Genomic DNA, 17,918 nt, shown 5'->3' with positions numbered 1-17,918 from the left:
CTCACCCGGGAAAGTCGTCTGGATTGAGTCTGACAGGAGTCATAACTATAGAGCTAAATCATTAGCCCTCATCTTCAAGCTGTTTCAGGGTGCACAGGTCTCTTCCCGTGCCGGGCGAAGGAGTCCGAACCTTTCGCCTGCGACCTGTCGCCCTGCTTTTTTTGAGGTTTCTCACAGCCTGAACACCGCGAATTTCCATCCCAACCAATTCCCGCTAAAGTTAACTCATCCGACCACTTTCCGAGACTGTGTTCATGACTGAGCATTACGCCCACCTGTTTGCCCCGCTGGATCTGGGATTTACCCAATTAAAGAACCGCTTTCTGATGGGCTCCATGCACACCGGGCTGGAAGAACACACTGATGGCGCCACTCGATTAGCCGCGTTTTATGCGGAACGCGCGCGGGGAGGCGTGGCACTGATTGTCACTGGCGGCATCGCACCCAACCCACAGGGCGTGGTGGCACACGGCGGCGCCATCCTCAATCAGGAGAGCCAGTGCGACTGGCATCGCACCCTGACCGATGCGGTGCATGCAGAAGGCGGCAAAATCGCGCTGCAAATTCTGCATGCCGGGCGTTACAGCTATCAACGCGATTTGGTTGCGCCTTCAGCGTTGCAGGCACCGATTAACCCATTCACGCCGCGCGAACTGAGCGATGGCGAGATTCGTCAGACCATTGCGGACTTTGCCCGGTGCGCCAGGTTGGCCCAGCAGGCCGGTTATGACGGCGTCGAGATCATGGGCTCCGAAGGTTATCTGATTAATCAGTTCCTGGTAGCGCACACCAATCATCGCGACGATGAGTGGGGCGGCGATGTGCAGCGCCGTCGTCGCTTTGCGCTGGAAGTCACGCAGGCGGTGCGCGAAGCGGTCGGCCCGGCGTTTATCATCATCTTCCGCCTGTCGATGCTCGATCTGGTGAACAACGGCAGTTCGCTGGAAGAGACGCTGACGCTGGCAAAGGCGCTGGAGCAGCGCGGCGTCACCCTGTTCAACAGCGGCATTGGCTGGCACGAAGCGCGCATTCCCACCATCGCCACCTGCGTTCCGCGTGCCGGTTTTGCGTGGGTGACGCAGCATCTGCGCGAGGCGGTGTCAGTGCCAGTGATCGCCACCAACCGTATCAACCATCCGCAGGTGGCGGAATCGCTGCTGCGCGATGGCATTGCCGATATGGTGTCGATGGCGCGCCCGTTTCTTGCCGATGCCGCCTTTGTGCGCAAAGCACAGGCCGGGCAGCCGGAGGCCATCAACACCTGCATCGCCTGCAATCAGGCCTGTCTCGATCAGATCTTTGTCGGCAAGGTCACTTCCTGTCTGGTCAATCCCCGCGCCTGCCATGAAACCCTGATGCCGGTGATCCCTGCTGAACAGCCTAAACAGATTGCGGTGGTCGGTGCCGGCCCGGCGGGTATGGCGTTCGCGCTACAGGCAGCCGAGCGCGGCCATCAGGTCACGCTGTATGAAGCCGATGCGCAGATTGGCGGCCAGTTTAATATTGCGCGTCAGATTCCCGGTAAAGAGGAGTTTAACGAGACGCTGCGCTACTTCCGCCATCAGCTGGAGACACAGGGCGTGGCGATTCGCACCGGGCATCGCGTGAGCGCTGACGAGCTGGAAAGTGTGGATGAAGTGGTGATCGCCACCGGGATTGCGCCGCGTCAGCTATCGATTCCCGGCATCGACCATGCCAGCGTACTCAGCTACCTCGATGTGATTCGCGATAAAAAGCCGGTCGGCCAGCGCGTGGCCATTATCGGTGCGGGCGGTATTGGCTTTGATACCGCCGAGTTTTTGCTGCATCAAAACGCGCACGAAGATTTCTATCAGAGCTGGGGCATCGATCAGAGCTTACAGGCGCGCGGCGGATTAGTGCGCCCACAGCCGCTGGCAGCGGATCGGCAAATCTGGCTGTTACAGCGTAAATCGGGCAAGCCCGGCGCCGGGCTGGCGAAAACCACTGGTTGGATCCATCGCGCCAGTTTGCAGGCACACGGCGTGCAGATGTGGGGCGACGTGGAGTATCTGAAGATTGATGATGCAGGATTGCACCTGCGCCATCAGGGCGAAGCCGTCACTCTGGCGGTGGATAACGTGGTGATTTGTGCCGGGCAGGAGCCGCTGCGTGAGCTGGCGGACGAGCTAGCCGCACGCGGCAAAGCGGTAAAAATAATTGGTGGAGCCGATGTGGCGCAGGAGCTGGATGCTCGCCGCGCCATCGCACAGGCCACTGAGCTGGCGCTCAGCGTGTGATTAACGCAGTTTGACCGAACGCAGCACCACGAACTTGGCGTTAGACGCCACCAGCTCACAGTTGCCAAACAGCTTTTTCATTTTGACGTGATAACCGAGGTGGCGGTTGCCGACAATACGCAACTCGCCGCCGTACTGCAGACAACGTTTGGCATCACGCAGCATTTGCCAGGCCAGATGATCGGTCACCGCGTGCTGCTGATGGAACGGCGGGTTGCACAGTACCGCGTGCAGACGATCCGACGGGAAGCCACTCAGCACGTTGTTGACGCGGAACTGACAGCGCGCCAGATCCTGCGGACGGTTTACTTCCACGTTCAACTTGCTGGACGCCACGGCCATGTAGGATTCGTCATAGAACAGCACGTCCGCCTGCGGGTTCTGTTCCAGCGCCAATAAACCAATCACGCCGTTGCCGCAGCCAAGATCGAGGATTTCCCCTTCAATATCTGACGGCAGATGCTGCATAAAGAAACGCGCACCCACGTCCAGCGATCCGCGAGAGAACACGTTAGCGTGGTTGTGAATCTGGTAAGAGGAATCGTCCAGCGGCCACACCGTGGTCTCTGACACCTCCGGCAGTTTGGGCGCGCTGTAAGTGCAGTAAATCAGGCGCGATTTCTTCCACGCCAGTGAGGTTTTGCTCTCACCGAGAATGCGATCGAACAACTGCTGCGTGGAGTTGTGGATGTCTTTGGCTTTTGCCGCGCCGAGGATCAGTGTGTCTGGCGTCACCACTTTACGCAGCGCGCGCAACTGGTGCTCCAGCAGGGCCAGCGCTTTCGGGATTTTAATCAGCACGACGGCAGGCGCAGCAGGCAGCGGCGCCAGGCTATCGATAAAGTGCACCTGATCTTCATCCATCTCATTGAGACGCAGGTTCTGCTTCGCCGCCTGCTCGCTCAGCAGCGAGTCGCTGACGTGCCACACTTCACGGCCGTTCAGTCCGCAGGTCAGCGCACCAAAGCTGTCGTTGAACACCAGCACCGGTCCTTCTGGCAGTTCTTGCTGCAACAGATATTCATCGGCGGAATCCCACGCCTGTAACGGGCTTTCTTCACGCATCGGCGGGAAGCGCTGCAAGGTCAGCGTGCGATTGGTCAGTTCAAGTTGGCTCATGGAATCTCCGGCGTGGTACACTTTGCGCGATTTTCGCCCTAAAAAGGGGGCGCAGTATACTGTCTTTCGTCGGGAATCCCAATGTCATTAATCTATCTGCAGGGTTATCCTGAAAACATCCTCGAACAGGTGCAGTTGCTGATCGATAATCAGCGATTGGGCAGCTTTTTGCAGGAACGCTATCCTGACACGCACAATATTGTCAGTGACCGTGCGCTGTATGATTACACCCAGGCAATGAAAAGCCGCTATATGCGCAGCGCGCCGCCAGTGAGCAAAGTGATCTGGGATAACAAAATCAAGGTGATGAAACATGCGCTTGGCCTGCACACCGCCATCTCGCGCGTGCAGGGTGGCAATCTCAAAGCCAAAGCCGAGATTCGCATCTCCACCTTCTTCCGTCTGGCACCGGAACCGTTCCTGCGCATGATCGTGGTGCACGAACTGGCACACCTGAAAGAGAAAGATCACGACAAAGCGTTCTACCAACTCTGCTGCCATATGGAACCGGATTACCACCAGCTGGAGTTCGATGCGCGCCTGTGGATGACGGATCAGGCGATGCGCGGTAACGCGGCTTAAAGAAACTCCTGCGCCTTCTGAATCAAACTGGTTTTGGTCAAGGCGCCCATAAAGCGGCGCTCCTGCGGGTTGTTGAGCACCGGTAAACGCTCCAGCGTCACGCGGGCAAAGGCCTCCCAGCCTTCACGCATACTCTGGTTATGATAAATGCACGGGAAGTTATCATCCATCACGCTGCTGACCGGGGAATCCAGGGTGATCTCCTGCGATAACACTTTGCGCGAGATGTCATGGATCGATACTACCCCCAGAAACTGCCCCGCACTGTTGATCACATACACATAGCGTTCGCGCTTCAGCGAACTCACAGCCAGCGCCTGCCCCACAGACTCTTCCGGCTGGAGCGCCGCACCAGGAATGATCAGCTGATCTACGCGCATATTATCGAAATCGAATTTGGCTTCTGAGCGGCTAAAGTGGTTGCTCACCACCGGATAGGTGCTGGCCGATTGCAGTCGGTACACCACCATGGAAGCCAGCACCGAGGCGATCATGATCGGGAATAACAGGCTGCTGTTGAGCGTCATCTCCAGCACCATCAGCATCGCCATTAACGGCGCCTGACTCACGGCCGCTAATACCGCCGCCATACCAATCGCCGCGTAAAGCAGGGTATCGCCAACCGGCAGATGAAGTGCCCCGCCCATCTGCGCCAGCGCCACGCCGAGCAGCGCACCAATCAGTAGCGAAGGGGTAAACAGACCGCCCACCGCGTTCGATCCCACCGACAGCGTGGTGGCCAGGGTTTTGAGCACCAGCAGGCCAATCAATCCGGCCAGTACATAGTGACCATCGATGATCTTCACGATCACTTCGTAGCCGTTGCCCAGAATATCGGTGGAGATCAATGCCAGCAAACCCACCGCTAAGCCACCAAGTCCCAGACGCGCAGGCAATGACTTTACACGACCAAATAGCATTTTGCTGCGGGCAATCAACTTGATCAGCAACCAACCGGCTAAACCGGCTACCAAACCAATCACGATGGTCATCAACAAACTGCTGATATCCATCTGGAACAAGGCTTCGGAGAGCGGATAGAGCGCACTACGAAAGCCAAGTGACCACATGGTCATCACCGCCACCGCCGAGGCGACAATTAGCGGGATCAGCCGCTGTAGCGCTGAGATACCAAAGGCAATCTCAGCGACAAATATCGCCGAGGCCAGCGGTGCGTGGTACACCGAAGAGAGCCCGGCCGCTGCCGCCATCGCCACAATATCGCTGTTACGCATCTGCGGAAACCAGCGGCCCATCAGGCTGCCACTCAGCGCGGAGAGCTGCACCATCGGCCCCTCTTTACCAATCGAAGCACCGCTGCCGATACTGGCAATCGAGGAGAGTGCGCGGAACAGCGAAGTTTTGGTCGGCACCGCATCCAGGCGCGCGTTGATCACTTCGAGATAGTCGGTTTTAACCGTTTCCTGTTTCTCAATCGCCACCGCATAGCGCAGGAAGAACCCCGCCAGCACACCGCCCGCGCCCACCAGCAGCGGCCAGAAGATCCATGGCCAGACGTGCATCGCCACAGTGATTTCGCTGTCGCTGTTAAACAGCAGGCGGTTAATCAGATCAATGACGCCGCGAAAGGCTAAGGTCACCAGCGACGCGACGAATCCCACGGGGATAGCAATCAGCAGTGTGGTCCAGTTCAATGCATGTTTACTTCCACTCACCCGCGCGTCCCCGCTAGCTGGTTAAAAAAATGTGCCGCATCATCATATTGGAATGCGGATCGCATGATCAAATTTCGTCTGACGAACGATCCGCTGAACATGCTACTCTGCCGCTTTACTGTTGCAGGAGTACAAAGCCGTGATTCGTTTTGCCATTGTGGGAACCAACTGGATAACCCGCCAGTTTATCGACGCCGCGCATGAGACCGGCAAAATGAAGTTAAGCGGTGTCTATTCGCGCCAGCAGTCACAGGCGGATGCCTTTATCGCTGACTATCCCTGCAAACTTACCTTCACTTCCCTCGACGATTTGGCGGCCAGCCCGGAAATCGATGCGGTGTATATCGCCAGCCCGAATGCGTTACACGCTGAGCAAGCGATGTTGTTTATGTCGCACGGCAAACATGTGATTTGCGAAAAGCCGATGGCATCGAATCTGCGTGAGGCCGAGGCGATGATCGCCTGCGCGCGCCAGCATCAGGTAGTACTGTTCGAGGCGTTTAAAACTGCCAGCCTGCCGACCTTCCTGCAACTGCAGAACACCCTGCCGCAACTTGGCAAGCTGCGTAAAGCGTTGATTAACTACTGCCAGTACTCCTCACGCTATCAGCGTTATCTCGACGGCGAAAATCCCAATACCTTTAATCCGCGCTGGTCGAACGGCTCGATTATGGACATTGGCTTTTACTGCCTGGCTGCTGCCGTCACATTGTGGGGCGAACCGCAGCAGGTGAAAGCGCAGGCTTCGCTGCTGGAGAGTGGCGTTGATGCGCACGGTGTGGTGGTGCTGAGCTACGGCGATTTTGATGTCACGCTGCTGCACTCCAAGGTGAGCGATTCACTGATCCCGAGCGAAATTCAGGGCGAGGCCGGCTCACTGGTGATTGAGAAAATCTCGGAATGCCAGCAGTTACGCTTTATCCCACGCGGTGGCGAGAGCCAGAATCTGACGCAACCGCAGCATATCAACACCATGCTGTATGAAGCCGAGGCCTTTGCCCAACGGGTTGAGCAGCGCCAGGTCGAGCATCCGGCACTGGAAGCCTCGCGCATCACAGCAAAACTGCTGACGGAAATCCGCCGCCAGACTGGCGTGGTGTTCCCGGCAGACCAGGCTTAAGTGTAAATATTGCAGAATATTTCAAACTCCCCATTGAATACCTCAGCCGTTGGACGTATCTTGACCGCTGCAAAGGGGAGTAACTTGTAAGCTGATTGATCGTCATTACGATGCTAAACGCATCCGGTCGTCAGGCAACCCGGAATCTATTCTGAGTTGTAAGTGAGACCTTGCCGGAAGGCGAGGTTTGCTTGCAGCTTGATCAAAGCGGCTAACGTCTTCTGACTTAGCCGCTTTTTTATTTTCCGGACAGGATTACAACTATGCACACTGTAGGCACACCGTTACTCTGGGGCAGCTTCGCTGTTGTTGTGCTCATCATGCTGGCGATCGATCTCTTCTTACAGGGACGTCGCGGCGCACAAACCATGTCATTTAAGCAGGCCGCCGTTTGGTCGCTGGTGTGGATCTCCGTTTCCCTGCTGTTCAGCGCCGCGTTCTGGTGGTACCTCGAAGGCACCGCCGGCCGAGAAGTGGCGACCGCACAAACCCTCGCTTTCCTCACCGGCTACGTGCTGGAAAAAGCGCTGGCGGTGGACAACGTCTTCGTCTGGCTGATGCTGTTCAGCTACTTCGCTATTCCGGCAAACCTGCAACGCCGCGTGCTGGTGTATGGCGTGCTGGGCGCGATCGTATTGCGTACCATCATGATCTTCGCCGGCAGCTATCTGGTGACGCAGTTCAGCTGGATCCTCTACGTGTTCGGCGCTTTCCTGCTGTTCACCGGCCTGAAAATGGCGTTTGCCAAAGAAGGCGATGACGTGGCGGTGGGCGACAAACCGGTGGTGCGCTGGCTGCGTAAACATCTGCGCATGACGGATAATCTCGAAGGCGAGAAGTTCTTCACCCGCAAAAACGGGGTGCTGTTTGCCACCCCGCTACTGCTGGTGCTGATCATGGTGGAGCTAAGCGATGTGATTTTCGCGGTTGATAGTATTCCGGCGATCTTCGCAGTGACGACCGATCCCTTTATCGTCCTGACCTCGAACCTGTTCGCGATTCTCGGTCTGCGCGCCATGTACTTCCTGCTGGCGAACGTGGCTGAGCGCTTCTCGATGCTGAAATATGGCCTGGCGATTGTGCTGGTGTTTATCGGTATCAAGATGCTGATCGTCGAGTTCTACCATATCCCGGTGGGCATCTCACTGTCGGTGGTGGGCGTGATTCTGGGCGGTACCCTGCTGATTAACGCCTGGGTTAACCACAGAAACGACCAGAAACGCATCTCATCATAATCTTCTGCAGGGGCGGTAATCGCCCCTGCTTTGTTTCGCCAGCTGCAAATTTCACCTTTCATAGCTCTGTCACATTTCATATCGTCAGCAGATCAAAAAACCGATCTGCGCCGCACGTCCAGAATTATCTCTTCCCTCACCAGGACTTTTCCTTATACTCCGCCGGGCAAACCGTTTGGCGCGGAGCAACCGCGCACAACACTCATACCGCTATAAAAAGACCGAACTATGCTAAATAACTTTATTGGACGTCTGGGCGCGCTGTTCGCAGGAAGCCTGGTAAAACAAATCATGATTGGCCTGATTGCCGGCGTAGCGCTGGCGTGGTTCTCACGTGATGCCGCTCTGGCCGTAGGTCTGCTGGGTGAACTGTTCGTTCGCGCCCTGAAGGCGGTGGCCCCGCTGCTGGTGTTGGTTTTGGTGATTTCTTCGATTGCTAATCATCAACAAGGGCAGAAAACCAACATCCGTCCCATCATCATGCTCTATCTGTTGAGCACCTTCTTTGCCGCTGTGGTCGCGGTCACCTTGAGCCATCTGTTCCCGCAAACTCTGTCAATGAACGTGGGCGCAACCGAAATTTCACCGCCGTCTGGCATTACCGAAGTGCTGCACGGTCTGTTGATGAGCATGGTGGCTAACCCGATTGACGCGTTACTCAACGCCAATTACATCGGCATTTTGGTGTGGGCCATCGGCCTCGGTCTGGCTTTCCGCCATGCCAGCCCAAGCAGCAAGGCGTTTCTTACCGATGCTTCGCATGCGGCGACGTGGGTGGTGCGTTGCGTGATTCGCTGTGCGCCGCTGGGGATTTTTGGTCTGGTGGCCTCGATTCTGGCCTCAACCGGCTTTGGTGCACTTGAGGAGTACGCAACGCTGCTGGCGCTGCTGCTGGGATGCATGGCCATCATGGCATTGGTGGTGAATCCGATTCTGGTGTTCCAAAAGATTCGTCGTAACCCTTATCCGCTGGTGTTTACCTGCATCCGTGAAAGTGGCGTGACCGCCTTCTTTACCCGCAGCTCTGCCGCAAATATTCCAGTAAATATGGCGATCGCCAAACGCCTGAATCTTGATGAAGATACTTATTCTGTGTCTATTCCGCTTGGCGCGACGATCAGTATGGCGGGCGCGTCGACCACCATCACGGTGCTGACACTGGCGGCGGTACACACGCTGGGCATTTCCGTGGATGTGCCGACGGCAATCCTGCTGAGTTTTGTGGCCTCGATTTGTGCCTGTGGCGCCTCGGGTGTGGCCGGCGGTTCGCTGCTGTTGATTCCGGTCGCCTGTAACATGTTCGGGATTCCGAATGACCTGGCGATGCAGGTGGTGGCCATCGGCTTTATCATCAGCGTATTGCAGGATTCCGCCGAGACGGCGCTGAACTCTTCAACCGACATTCTGTTTACGGCAGCGGTGTGCCAGGCGGAAGCCGAGCGCGAACCGCGTACGGTGTCTGAAACAGAATAAATTGGCATTGCACAGGGCGGCATTCATGCCGCCCTTAAGATAAGCAGGTGTGATTGTTGTCAGATGCACATCGATCGCACCTGATGTTTACAGCGTGACACCACTCTTAAATATCGCTAACTCGCGGAAATCATTGGCTTCGTTACGCGCCGGTTGGCCGTTGGCAATCGCCACAATCATATCGACGAAATCGGCCAGCATCTCCGGCATACTCATGCCCTCAATCAAACGCCCGGCATTAAAATCAATCCAGTGCGGTTTCTTCTCTGCCAGCTGCGAGTTGGTGGCAATCTTCACGGTAGGCACGAATCCGCCATAAGGCGTGCCGCGTCCGGTGGTGAACAACACCATATGACAACCTGCGCCCGCCAGCGCGCTGGTGGCCACCGCATCGTTTCCTGGCGCGCTCAGCAGATTGAGGCCAGGCGTGACCAGACGCTCGCCATATTTCAGTACATCCACCACCTGACTCTGCCCCGCTTTCTGCGTGCAGCCGAGGGATTTCTCCTCCAGCGTGGTGATGCCGCCCGCCTTGTTACCCGGCGATGGGTTTTCATAAATTGGCTGCTGATGGTCGATAAAGTAACGCTTGAAGTCGTTGATCATCGCCACGGTTTTATCGAAGGTAGCTTCGTCACGGCAGCGGCTCATCAAAATGCGCTCTGCGCCAAACATTTCCGGTACTTCGGTCAGCACCGTAGTGCCGCCGTTGGCAATCATCTGATCGGAGAAGCAGCCCAGCATCGGGTTGGCGGTGATGCCAGAGAAACCGTCAGATCCGCCGCACTCCAGTCCGAACTTCAGTTCGCTGAGCTTGCCCGGTTGACGCTGATCGCCACGCATCACGTTGTACAGCGCATGCAGCCGTTCAAGGCCGGCTTCGACTTCGTCGTCCTGCTTCTGACACTCCATAAAGTGCACGCGGTCACTGTCGAAGCCGCCCAGCGTTTCGCGGAACACATCCACCTGATTGTTCTCACAGCCCAGACCAATCACCAGCACCGCACCGGCATTGGGATGGCGCACCATGTTTTGCAGCATGGTGCGGGTGTTTTCATGGTCCTGACCGAGCTGAGAACAACCAAACGGATGGCTGAACAGGTGCACCCCATCGATCCCTTCTGCCTCGTTGGTCTCCTTGAGGAAGCGTGACAGAATCTGCCGGGCGATGCCGTTCACACAGCCCACCGTTGGCAGAATCCACAGCTCATTACGAATACCGACTTCACCACTGGCGCGGCGGTAAATCTGCACCTCGCGATCGCCGGCCTGAGCGGGGATATCGAGAAACTCCGGCTGGTAGTCGTACTCATCCACATCGCTCAGATTAGTGCGTGCGTTGCTGGAGTGAATGATTTCGCCAATGGCGATCGGGCGCGTGGCATGGGCAATCGGCAAGCCGTATTTGATCACCAGCGCATCCGTTGCCAGCGGCGCCAGCGCAAACTTGTGGCCCCGACCAACCTCTTGCTGCAAGGTAATAAACTGGCGATCAATTTCGACTTTGGCTTCGGCAGGCAAATCGCGCAGCGCTACCGCCACGTTGTCGCGCGAATGGATTCTTATCGCATCTTGCATAGCGTTATCTCAGTTGTACCAGCGCTGTCCGCATCCCGTGGACAACGATGTTTTGCAGGTGTTGGCTGACTGCGGCCACTAATCCGGGCCGCTGAGTGAGATCTTCGCCCCAGTGTGAGCGGTTGCAGAGTACCGCCTGCACCAACTGTTCTGGGGTCAATGTGTCCTGGTTTACCGCTGGCCATAGCTCCGCGAACTGCTGCAACCAGTGGTCGTCGTCTTGCAAAGGCCACTGCTGGTCGCCCTGCTTGCCGCGATAAAACGCCAGTAGCGCGGCAAAGGCGAAGGTCAGGCGCGGTGGCCATTGGCCGGTTTGCTGCTGAGACAACAACAGCTGTGGCAGCAAACGGGTACGGAATTTGGTCATGCCGTTGAGCGCAATGGAGAGCAGCGCATGTCGGATAAACGGATTGCGGAAGCGACGCTGTACTGCATCGGCAAAGGCGTGCAGTTCATCGCGCGGCAGATCCAGCGTCGGAATCACTTCCTCACGCAGCAGCGCATCAACATAGTTCGCAATGGCGGCGTCATCCATCGCCTCGCCAACGCTTTCCAGTCCAGCCTGAAACGCCACCGGCACCATCGCAGTGTGCGCACCGTTGAGGATCGCTACCTTCTGGGCTTTGTAGGGCGTGATGTCATCGACGAACTTCACTTCCGGCGCCAGCGCGGCGAGCTTCAGTTCCAGCGCCAGCGCATCGGGTCCCTGAATCACAAACTGGTAATAAACTTCGCCAGCCACCAGATAGCGATCTTCGTAACCCAGTTGTGCAGCGATATTGGTGCCATCGGCTGGATAGCCAGTAACGATGCGATCCACCAACGTGTTATAGAACGCACAATGATCCAGCACCCAGCGGGCAAATTCCGGCGGCAGCTGCCAGTGCTTGATATAGCGCAGCACCAAATCACGCAGTGCATCGCCGTTGTGATCGATTAACTCGCACGGCACGATCAACCAGCCTTTCTCTGCCGCACCGGCAAAGTGGCGGAAGCGCGCCCATAGCAGTTGTGTCAACTTGCCGGGGAAGGAGGAAGCTGGCGCATCCTCCAGCCGATCCTGCTCAACAAAGGCAATGCCTGCTTCGGTGGTATTGGAGAACACAAAGCGCATCTGCGGCGCACGGGCCAGTGCGAGAAAATCCTCAAACTGCTGATAGGGCTGGATCTCGCGATTGAGGCTACGAATCAGCCGGGTTTCACTCACCTGCTCACCCTGCGCGTTCAATCCACGGATCAGCGTGGTATACAAACCGTCCTGCTGATTCAGTGAATCTTCCACCACGCGATTGCGCGGCCGCACCACCACCACGCCCGCATCGGTGCCCTGATGCTCATTGAGCCAGTCGAGCTGCCAGTCAATAAACGCCCGCAGGAAGTTGCCTTCCCCAAACTGGATCACACGCTCGCTATAGCTTGCGCCGGGGAAATCGTGACGGTTTAGCCGCTGCATCATCAGGCTCCCAACTCAATGCCGAAGTAATCGCGCGCGTTGTTGAAGCAGATGTTTTGCACCATCTGTCCCAGCAGTGCTTCGTCGGCTGGCGCTTCACCGCGCTCAACCCAGTTGCCGATCATCTGGCACAGCAGGCGGCGGAAATACTCGTGGCGGGTATAGGAGAGGAAACTACGGCTGTCGGTGAGCATGCCGACGAAGCGACTCAACAGGCCGATTTGCGCCAGCTGCGTCATCTGACGATGCATGCCATCAAGCTGATCGTTAAACCACCATGCGGAACCAAACTGCATCTTGCCGGGTTCACCTTCGCCCTGGAAATTGCCCGCCATGGTCGCCAGCACTTCGTTGTCGCGTGGGTTAACGCAGTAAAGAATGGTTTTCGGCAGTGCGTTGTTACGGTTCTGCGCATCCAGCAAACGACCCAAAGGGATCGCCATCGGCGCATCATTAATGGAGTCAAAGCCCACATCCGGGCCGAGAATATCGAACTGCCGACGATTAGCATTACGCAGCGCGCCAATGTGATACTGCTGCGCCCAGCCGCGACGCGCATATTCGCTGCCAAGCCACACCAGCACCGCTGTTTTGAACTGCGCCACTTCTTCTTGCGTCGGTGCAGCACCTTGCAGGCGACGCGCCAGGATACTATCCAGCGTGCTTTCATCGGCCTCGGCAAACAGCACTACGTCCAGCGCATGGTCGGAGATTTTACAGCCGTGTGCGGCAAAATGATCGAGACGCAGGCTCAACGCGCGGCGCAGATCATCAAAACGTTGCACGCTGACATCGGCGACCTGTTCCAGGCGCTGAATCCACGGCAGGAAGGTATCCAGCTCAATGTTGAAAGCTTTATCCGGACGCCAGCTTGGCAGCACTTTAACGCTAAAGCTGGCATCGTCCGCCAGCGTGCGATGGTGTTGCAGATCGTCAAGTGGATCGTCAGTGGTACCGACCATTTTCACCTTCATCTGCTGCATGATGCCGCGTGCGCTAAAGGCATCCTGCGCCAGCAGCTCATTGCACTGCTGCCAGATGCGATCCGCGCTCTGCTCATTCAGCAATACATCGGTAATGCCAAACGGACGGCGCAGCTCAAGGTGCGTCCAGTGATACAGCGGATTGCCGATAGTGTGCGGCACCGTGCGTGCCCAGGCGTTGAATTTCTCGCGATCGCTGGCGTCGCCGGTGCACAGCGCTTCGGGTACGCCATTAGCACGCATCGCACGCCATTTGTAATGATCGCCCTTCAGCCAGATGTCATAGAGATTGGTGAAGCGGTAATTTTCGGCAATCTGCTGCGGCGGTAAATGGCAGTGATAGTCGAAAATCGGCTGGTCTTTGGCGTAGTCATGGTACAGACGACGGGCGAACTCGCTATCGAGTAGAAAATCCTCACTCATAAAACGCGACATACCTGCTTCCTCATGTTTGGGGCCAATTGGCTTCTGATTCAAAGTTATCATACCAATTTTGACGATCGGCAAAATTGTTTGCGATAGACCTCACAATAATGACAGTTTCCCTGTGGGTATATGGACAAAATAGTCAGCCATATTGCACTAACTTGCTGTTATAACGCCTGTTTAGCGGATCACACAGCACATGCAGGGTTTTTGTGATGGCATTCAACTTTTAAAGTTGTATAACAAGTTAATCTCTCGCCTCGTTGATGCCGAACCTCCTGGCACATCTCATAACAACAAGGCGGCAGGTCTGATTCGTCATCGCCGCCAGCGGGAGTGCTCAAGTGCTCCCCTACCTTTAATGGCAAGTGTTACGACAGACTGGAAGAGGTTAATGATGCGTAAGATCAAAGGGCTACGCTGGTACATGATTGGGCTGGTGACAGTGGGCACCATACTCGGTTACCTGACGCGTAATACCATTGCCGTGGCTGCGCCGACGCTGGAAACGCAGCTGGGTATTACCACCCAACAATATTCCTATATCGTCGCCGCCTATTCGGCGTGCTACACCGTGATGCAACCTGTGGCGGGTTATGTGCTGGATTTGCTGGGCACCAAAATTGGCTACGCGGTGTTTGCCATCCTCTGGGCGATCTTCTGTGCTGCCACCGCCATGGCAGGCAGCTGGGGCGGTTTTGCGCTGGCACGTGGCGCGGTGGGCGCGGCCGAAGCGGCGATGATTCCTGCAGGCCTGAAAGCCAGTAGCGAATGGTTCCCGGCCAAAGAGCGTTCCGTCGCGGTAGGCTACTTCAACGTTGGTTCATCGATTGGTGCGATGCTGGCACCACCGCTGGTGGTATGGGCGATTCTGGCGCACAGCTGGCAGCTGGCCTTTATCATTACTGGCGTGCTGAGCATGGCGTGGGCGTTGTGCTGGTTAATATTTTATAAACATCCTAAACAGCAAACCAAGCTCAGCGATGAAGAGCGTCACTACATTATTTCCGGTCAGGAAGTACAGCATCAGACCGGCAATAACAGCAAAATGTCAGCCCGTCAGATTCTGCGTAATCGTCAGTTCTGGGGTATTGCCCTGCCACGTTTCCTCGCGGAACCGGCATGGGGCACCTTTAACGCGTGGATCCCGCTGTTTATGTTTAAGGTCTACGGCTTCAACCTGAAAGAGATCGCCATGTTCGCCTGGATGCCGATGCTGTTTGCCGACCTCGGCTGTATCGTCGGTGGTTACCTGCCACCGCTGTTCCAGCGCTGGTTTGGCGTGAACCTGATTGTGTCGCGCAAACTGGTGGTGACCATGGGCGCGGTGCTGATGATTGCACCGGGCACCATTGGTTTGTTTACCAGCCCTTACGTAGCGATTGGTTTGCTGTGCGTCGGTGGCTTCGCCCATCAGGCACTGTCCGGTGCATTAATCACCCTCTCCTCGGATGTATTTGGCCGTAATGAAGTGGCCACGGCAAATGGCCTGACCGGCATGGCCGCGTGGACTGCCAGCACCCTTTTTGCGCTGGTGGTGGGTGCATTGGCTGATACGCTGGGCTTCAGTCCGCTGTTTGCCGCGCTGGCAGTATTTGACCTGCTCGGTGCCTGTGTAATCTGGACCGTGCTGAAAAATCAGCCGGTATCGGAGCTGGACGTTCAGCACGTGGCACAACCGGCAACAGCTCGCACTTAATCTCCACGCTTTGGGCTGGCGCACGTCAGCCCATTTCCTCCACCCGGTCAAAGTGGTATAACAACTCATCCTTCCCTGCCACAGCGAACCGCGCAATGGATCTGAACGAATCCCGTCGTCTTTACCAACAACTCGCCAGTGAACTCAAACGTCGTATCGAGGCGGATGATTATCGCGTGGGCGATAAGCTGCCTGCTGAACGCCTGATCGCTGAAGAGATGGAAGTCAGCCGCACTGTGGTTCGCGAAGCCATCATTATGCTGGAAGTGGAAGGGTATGTTGAAGTACGTAAAGGCTCAGGCATCCATGTCATCAGCAATCAACAGCAAAACCGTGAGGCCACCCCCAGCCAACTGGAATTTGCCAGCTTCGGACCGTTTGAGCTGTTACAGGCGCGCCAGCTTATAGAAAGCAACGTGGCCGAGTTTGCCGCCACCCAGGTCACACGCCAGGACATCATGGCGTTGATGGCGATTCAGGAAAAAGCCCGCCAGGAAGACCATTCTCGTGATTCAGAATGGGATATGCATTTCCACGTCCGCATCGCTCAATCCACGCAAAATAGCGCGCTCGCCGCGATTGTCGAGAAGATGTGGTTGCATCGCCTGCACAACCCTTATTGGCTCAAACTGCACGAACATATTGATGCGCGCAACATCACCAGCTGGTGCGACGATCATGACCAGATTCTGAAAGCACTTATGCGCAAAGATCCCGCCGCCAGTAAGCTGGCAATGTGGCAGCACCTGGAAAATACTAAACAGATGCTGTTTAACGCCACCGCCGACGATTTTGAATTTAATGTCGACCGTTACATGTTTGCGGAAAATCCCGTCATCCTGCCGGAAGGTAATGATAATTCTTATTGATTCTGCTGCATTTCCAGGCGAATAAGTCAGTTAATCTGCAATAGTGTCAGCTCATGTAAAGCTCCTTTTGAGCATCTGCGTCAAAAGGTAAAACTCCTGTGCGAGCGCCACTTTACACTGTCTGACCTGCGTGATTTTTGTTACAGTTATCGCCCTTTTCTTACCCTTTGCGACAGGGCTTTAAAAAGTCGCTGATTTAACAATCAATTCTGGATGGATCCGGAAATCCCGCAACGGCTGCATACCAAAAATGTATAACCAAGCCAGCCTGCGCCTCAGCCCCTTACGGGCACGTTTAACAATGATGTTCAGGAATGATTGATGGATATTTTGAAAGCATTGCTGCATGCCCTGTGGCAGCAGGATTACGAAATGCTCTCCGACCCGACACTGGTTTGGGCCATTTATGGCGTGCTGTTCTTGATCCTGTTTCTTGAGAATGGCCTGCTACCCGCCGCGTTTCTGCCCGGCGATAGTCTGTTGATTTTAGTCGGTGTTTTGATTGCCAAAGGCACCATGGGTTTCCCGCTGACCATCCTGATTCTGACCACTGGCGCCAGTCTGGGCTGCTGGGTAAGCTACATTCAGGGCCGATGGCTGGGGAATACGCCTACCGTACAGAAGTGGCTCTCGCACCTTCCGGCGCAATATCATCAACGCGCGCACAGCTTATTCCATCGCCATGGTCTTTCGGCCTTGCTGATCGGTCGGTTCATTGCCTTTGTGCGCACCCTGCTGCCGACCATCGCGGGGCTTTCTGGCCTGAGTAATGCACGCTTTCAGTTCTTCAACTGGATGAGCGGCTTCCTGTGGGTGCTGATTCTGACGGTGCTCGGTTTCGCGCTGGGCAAAACGCCGATTTTCCGCCGCTATGAAGATGAACTGATGTTCTGCCTGATGCTGTTACCGCTGGTGTTGCTGGTGATTGGTCTGGTGGGCTCTCTGGTGGTGCTGTGGCGTAAACGTCAGTCTTCACGCAATGGGAATTCACAGCCATGATCAGATTCCGTGGATTCCCCAGGCGCTTCGTGCCCTGGGCGCTTGGCGCTGTGCTGGCGCTGCTGGCGGTGATTTTTGTGCCGTCGATGTTGCAGCACGATACCGTGGTGCAAATCCGTGTTGCCCACAATGGCACCAATCTGCCGGATGGCTTTTATCTGTATCAGCAGCTTAGTGCGCAAGGTGTGCGTATCAAAAGCATTACACCTGCGGGCGATGCGCTGGTGATTCATTTCGAAAATGAAGAACAAAGCCTTGCCGCCCAAAAAGTGCTGAAACGCTTACTGCCACAGGGCTTTGTCGTCGCAAGCGGACCGCAAGCTTCGCAGCAAGTACCTGACAGCAACCGCCCAACTTACAGCTGATTTTAGCCGTCTGGTGATAAGCAAGACGGTGAATCAATCCTCGCTATCCCCGCGTCTTCGTTGAATTTTTTCGTCTGCTGTCT

General features: G+C 56.1%; 14 protein-coding genes. 9 read left to right on the top strand and 5 right to left on the bottom strand.

Annotated features, from left to right (window positions below):
* The first annotated feature begins 254 nt into the window (after positions 1–254).
* Positions 255–2,258 (top strand): NADPH-dependent 2,4-dienoyl-CoA reductase, encoded by a 2,004-nt coding sequence (locus F3J37_RS11095; RefSeq protein WP_166933414.1) that lies wholly within the window; start codon positions 255–257, stop codon positions 2,256–2,258.
* On the opposite strand, the gene rlmG is transcribed toward F3J37_RS11095, so the two are convergent.
* Positions 2,259–3,377, bottom strand: coding sequence for a 23S rRNA (guanine(1835)-N(2))-methyltransferase RlmG (rlmG, locus tag F3J37_RS11090; RefSeq protein ID WP_166933413.1), 1,119 nt, complete (start codon positions 3,375–3,377; stop codon positions 2,259–2,261).
* Between the two features lie 81 nt (positions 3,378–3,458).
* On the opposite strand from rlmG, the gene F3J37_RS11085 reads away from it, so the two are divergent.
* Positions 3,459–3,959: a M48 family metallopeptidase gene (locus F3J37_RS11085; RefSeq protein WP_166933412.1), complete on the top strand. Its 501-nt coding sequence runs from the start codon at positions 3,459–3,461 to the stop codon at positions 3,957–3,959.
* Here F3J37_RS11085 and F3J37_RS11080 read toward each other — a convergent pair.
* Positions 3,956–5,635, bottom strand: a complete 1,680-nt coding sequence (locus F3J37_RS11080; protein ID WP_166933411.1) for a chloride channel protein — start codon at positions 5,633–5,635, stop codon at positions 3,956–3,958. The two genes, F3J37_RS11085 and F3J37_RS11080, sit on opposite strands and share 4 nt — an antisense overlap.
* Positions 5,636–5,774: 139 nt before the next feature.
* Here F3J37_RS11080 and F3J37_RS11075 point away from each other — a divergent pair, with 139 nt between their 5' ends.
* From F3J37_RS11075 to sstT, 3 genes are all read left to right on the top strand, one after another.
* Positions 5,775–6,755 (top strand): Gfo/Idh/MocA family protein, encoded by a 981-nt coding sequence (locus tag F3J37_RS11075; RefSeq protein WP_058959522.1) that lies wholly within the window; start codon positions 5,775–5,777, stop codon positions 6,753–6,755.
* 263 nt (positions 6,756–7,018) lie between these two features.
* Complete coding sequence (locus tag F3J37_RS11070; protein WP_166933410.1) at positions 7,019–7,990, top strand: TerC family protein; 972 nt, start codon at positions 7,019–7,021, stop codon at positions 7,988–7,990.
* 228 nt (positions 7,991–8,218) lie between these two features.
* Entirely contained in the window at positions 8,219–9,463 is a 1,245-nt protein-coding gene (gene sstT, locus F3J37_RS11065; protein WP_166933409.1) for a serine/threonine transporter SstT, read from the top strand.
* A gap of 87 nt (positions 9,464–9,550) precedes the next feature.
* Here the strand turns inward: sstT and F3J37_RS11060 are convergent, their stop codons facing one another.
* Genes F3J37_RS11060 through uxaC form a run of 3 tightly spaced genes read right to left on the bottom strand, consistent with a single transcriptional unit; the run spans position 9,551 to position 13,912 of the window.
* Positions 9,551–11,041, bottom strand: a complete 1,491-nt coding sequence (locus F3J37_RS11060) for a UxaA family hydrolase (RefSeq protein ID WP_166933408.1) — start codon at positions 11,039–11,041, stop codon at positions 9,551–9,553.
* Positions 11,042–11,045: 4 nt separating this feature from the next.
* The gene (locus F3J37_RS11055) at positions 11,046–12,494 is read right to left on the bottom strand and encodes a tagaturonate reductase (protein ID WP_166933597.1); all 1,449 of its coding nucleotides are present in this window, start codon (positions 12,492–12,494) and stop codon (positions 11,046–11,048) included.
* A gap of 2 nt (positions 12,495–12,496) precedes the next feature.
* Positions 12,497–13,912: a glucuronate isomerase gene (gene uxaC / locus F3J37_RS11050; protein ID WP_160868602.1), complete on the bottom strand. Its 1,416-nt coding sequence runs from the start codon at positions 13,910–13,912 to the stop codon at positions 12,497–12,499.
* Positions 13,913–14,300: 388 nt separating this feature from the next.
* Here uxaC and F3J37_RS11045 point away from each other — a divergent pair, with 388 nt between their 5' ends.
* From F3J37_RS11045 to mzrA, 4 genes are all read left to right on the top strand, one after another.
* Complete coding sequence (locus F3J37_RS11045) at positions 14,301–15,602, top strand: MFS transporter (protein WP_097119559.1); 1,302 nt, start codon at positions 14,301–14,303, stop codon at positions 15,600–15,602.
* Positions 15,603–15,697: 95 nt separating this feature from the next.
* Positions 15,698–16,471, top strand: a complete 774-nt coding sequence (gene exuR, locus F3J37_RS11040; RefSeq protein WP_166933407.1) for a transcriptional regulator ExuR — start codon at positions 15,698–15,700, stop codon at positions 16,469–16,471.
* 321 nt (positions 16,472–16,792) lie between these two features.
* Positions 16,793–17,470 carry a DedA family protein gene (locus tag F3J37_RS11035; RefSeq protein ID WP_034829190.1) on the top strand — a complete coding sequence of 226 codons (678 nt, stop codon included), beginning with the start codon at positions 16,793–16,795 and terminating at the stop codon, positions 17,468–17,470.
* The gene (mzrA, locus tag F3J37_RS11030; protein WP_034829191.1) at positions 17,467–17,835 is read left to right on the top strand and encodes an EnvZ/OmpR regulon moderator MzrA; all 369 of its coding nucleotides are present in this window, start codon (positions 17,467–17,469) and stop codon (positions 17,833–17,835) included. The genes F3J37_RS11035 and mzrA overlap by 4 nt, the downstream gene beginning before the upstream one ends.
* Positions 17,836–17,918 lie beyond the last annotated feature (83 nt).

Source organism: Candidatus Pantoea communis (assembly GCF_011752685.1).
Classification (GTDB): Bacteria; Pseudomonadota; Gammaproteobacteria; order Enterobacterales; family Enterobacteriaceae; genus Pantoea; species Pantoea communis.
This window is presented reverse-complemented; position numbering and strand designations above follow the sequence as displayed.